Source organism: Kitasatospora sp. NPDC001095 (genome assembly GCF_053598615.1).
The window spans coordinates 1-2,981 of record NZ_JBSFKQ010000128.1 but is presented as its reverse complement, the minus strand read 5'-3'; the positions used below and the strand labels follow the sequence as shown (position 1 = coordinate 2,981).

The following is a 2,981-nucleotide window of genomic DNA, read 5'->3' as shown; positions in this document are numbered from 1 at the left end:
GCAGGTGCCGCACACCCCGCTCGGCCACCAGATGCCGGGCCACACGGCCCCCCAGCGTCCCCGTACCCCCGGTGATCAGCACGGTGCCGTCGGGGCCGATCGGCTGGGGAACGGTGAGAACGATCTTCCCCACGTGAGCGGCCCGGCTCATGAACCGGAAGGCGTCCCGCGCGCGGCGGACGTCCCAGGTGGTGAGCGGTGGCAGCCGCAGCTCGCCCGCACCGAGCAGCCGGACGGCCTCGGCCAGGATCTCCGCCAGCCGCTCAGGTCCCGCATCGGCCAGGTCGAAGGCCAGCACGCCGGGCCGGACGTCGGCCTTGCCCATCTCCACGAACCGGCCGCCCGGCACGAGCAGCCGCAGGGAGGCGTCCAGGAACTCGCCGGACAGCGAATTCAGGACGACGTCCATGGGCGGGAAGCTCTGCTCGAACTCCAGGGTGCGCGACGAGGCGATGTGGTCCTCGTCCAGCCCCAGGGCACGCAGGACGTGCCACTTGGCCGGGCCGGCGGTGGCGAACACCTCCGCCCCGAGCCGCCGGGCCAGCTGGATCGCCGCCATGCCGACACCACCGGTACCCGCGTGGATCAGCACCCGGTCACCGGCCTTCAGCCCGCCCAGGTCGCGCAGGCCGTACCACGCCGTCATGAACGCGATCGGCACGGTGGCGGCCTGGGTGAACGTCCACTCGTCGGGGATGCGCACCAGCACCCGGTGGTCGGCGACGGCCACCCGGCCGAAGGCGCCGGGAAGCAGCCCGGCGACCCGGTCACCCGGCCGCAGCCCGGTGACCTCGGCGCCGACCTCGGTGACGACGCCCGCGCCCTCGCTGCCGAGCAGCGCCGGGTCCGGGTAGACGCCGAGGGCGATCAGCACGTCCCGGAAGTTCAGGCCGGCCGCCCGCACGGCGACGCGCACCTCCAGGGGTCCGAGCGGGGCCTGCTCGTACGGCAGGAAGGCGAGGTCGTCCAGGCTGCCCGTGCCCGCCTGCGTCAGCCGTCCGTCGAACGCCTCTTCCGGTGCGCAGCGCACGAGCCGGGGCACGTAGACGGCCCCCCGGCGCACCGCCAGCTGGTCCTCGTCGCCCACCGACAGGCCGTCGGGCAGCTCGTCGGCGTCCACGAGCACGAACCGGCCGGGGTGCTCGGACTGCGCGGACCGGACCAGGCCCCATACGGCCGAGGCTTCCGGGTCGCTCACCGCGTCACCGGGAACGACGGCGACCGCGCCCCGCGTGCGCACCACGAGCCTTTCGCCGGGCCCGGCCAGGAAGCCCTGGACGGCCGCCAGCGCCTCGACGACCGAGCCGGGCGAGACGACGGCGTCGCCGAGCGCGCCTTCGCCGGGGGTCAGCGGAATCCAGTCGAGGGCGTACAGCGGGCCGCGTTCGGCCATCGGACGGGTGGTCAGCGCCTCGATGGTCGCCACGGGCTCGCCGGACCGGTCCGCCAGGTGGATGGCGTACGTGCCGGGGCGCACCACCGTCAGCCGTACGCGCGCCGAGGTCACACCGGTGCGGTGGACCGCGATCCCGCCCAGCGAGAACGGCAGCCGCACGTCGCCTTCCGTACCGGACAGCAGCGCCAGCGGTTGCAGGGCGGCGTCCAGCAGGGCCGGATGGACGGAGAACCGGGCCGCGTCCGGCACGGTGACCTCGACGAACACCTCATTGCCGCGGCGCCACACCGCCTGCACGGCCTGGAAGGCCGGCCCGTACTCGTAGCCCGCCGCGGCGAGCGTGTCGTAGAGCCCGGTGACCGGTTCCGCGCCGGCCGGCGGCCATTGCGTCAGTTCCCGCCCGACCACGGCCCGCCCGACCACAGGCTGCCCGCTCACCGTGCCGGTGGCGTGCCGCACCCAGCCGTCCGTGCGGGACCGGACGTCGACCGTGCGGCGGCCGGTCCCGTCCGGCTCGCCCACGACGACCTGCAGGTCCACCGCGCCGTCCGCGGGCAACACCAGCGGCGCCTCCAGGACCAGTTCCTCCACTGCCGCCCCGGCCGCGTGCACCACCAGTTCCACGAACGCCGTCGCGGGCAGCAGCACCGTCCCCAGGACGGAGTGGTCCGCGAGCCAGGGGTGGGTGGCCAGGGAGAGCCGACCCGTCAGGACCCGCTGCTCGCCCACCTCGACAGCGGCGCCGAGCAGGGGGTGGTCCACCGAGTCGAGCCCGGCCGCGGACACGTCTCCCGCGCCTCCGGCGAGCCAGAACCGCGTCCGCTGGAAGGGGTAGGTGGGCAGCGCCACCGGCTCCCCTCCGGGCAACGGCCACCGCACCGGCACACCCGCGACGAACAGCCGCGCCGCGGCGGCCAGGAACTCGGCCGGGGTGCCGTGGTCGCGACGCAGTGTCCCGGTCACCACACCCGCCTCGTGCTCCTCCAGCGCGGGCGTGAGCACCGGGTGCGGGCTGATCTCGACGAAGACGGGGTCGCTGCCCGAGGCGAGCAGCAGCCGGGTGGTCCGGTCGAACAGCACGGGTTCGCGGAGGTTGCGGTACCAGTAGTCGGCGTCGAGGGCGGAGGTGTCGATCTCCTCGCCGGTCACCGTCGAGTAGAACGGGATCACCGCCGGGTGCGGTGTGATGTCGGCGAGGTCGGTGAGCAGTTGCTCGCGGATCGCCTCGACCTGGACGGAGTGGGCGGCATAGTTCACCGGCAGGCGGCGGGCGCGGATGCCGTCGGCCTCACAGGACTTCAGCAGTTCGTCCAGCGCGTCCAGATCACCCGACACGACGACCGAACCGGGGGCGTTCACCACCGCCACCGTCAGCCGGCCGTCCCAGCGGGCCACGAACTCGGCCGCCTGCTCATGCCCCAGGCCGACCGACACCATCCCGCCCTGATCGGCCAACACCGCCAGCGCGCGGCTGCGCAGGGCGACCACCCTCGCGGCATCGTCCAAGGACAGCGCGCCGGCCACGTACGCCGCCGCGATCTCCCCCTGCGAATGCCCGACAACCGCATCGGGCTCCACACCATGG

1 protein-coding gene is annotated in these 2,981 nt (G+C 74.4%); it reads right to left on the bottom strand.

All coding sequences use genetic code 11. The annotated features are described in order from the left end of the window. Positions 1-2,981: acyltransferase domain-containing protein (locus tag ACWDBB_RS36085; protein ID WP_449793633.1), on the bottom strand; the 2,981-nt coding region annotated here is incomplete at both ends.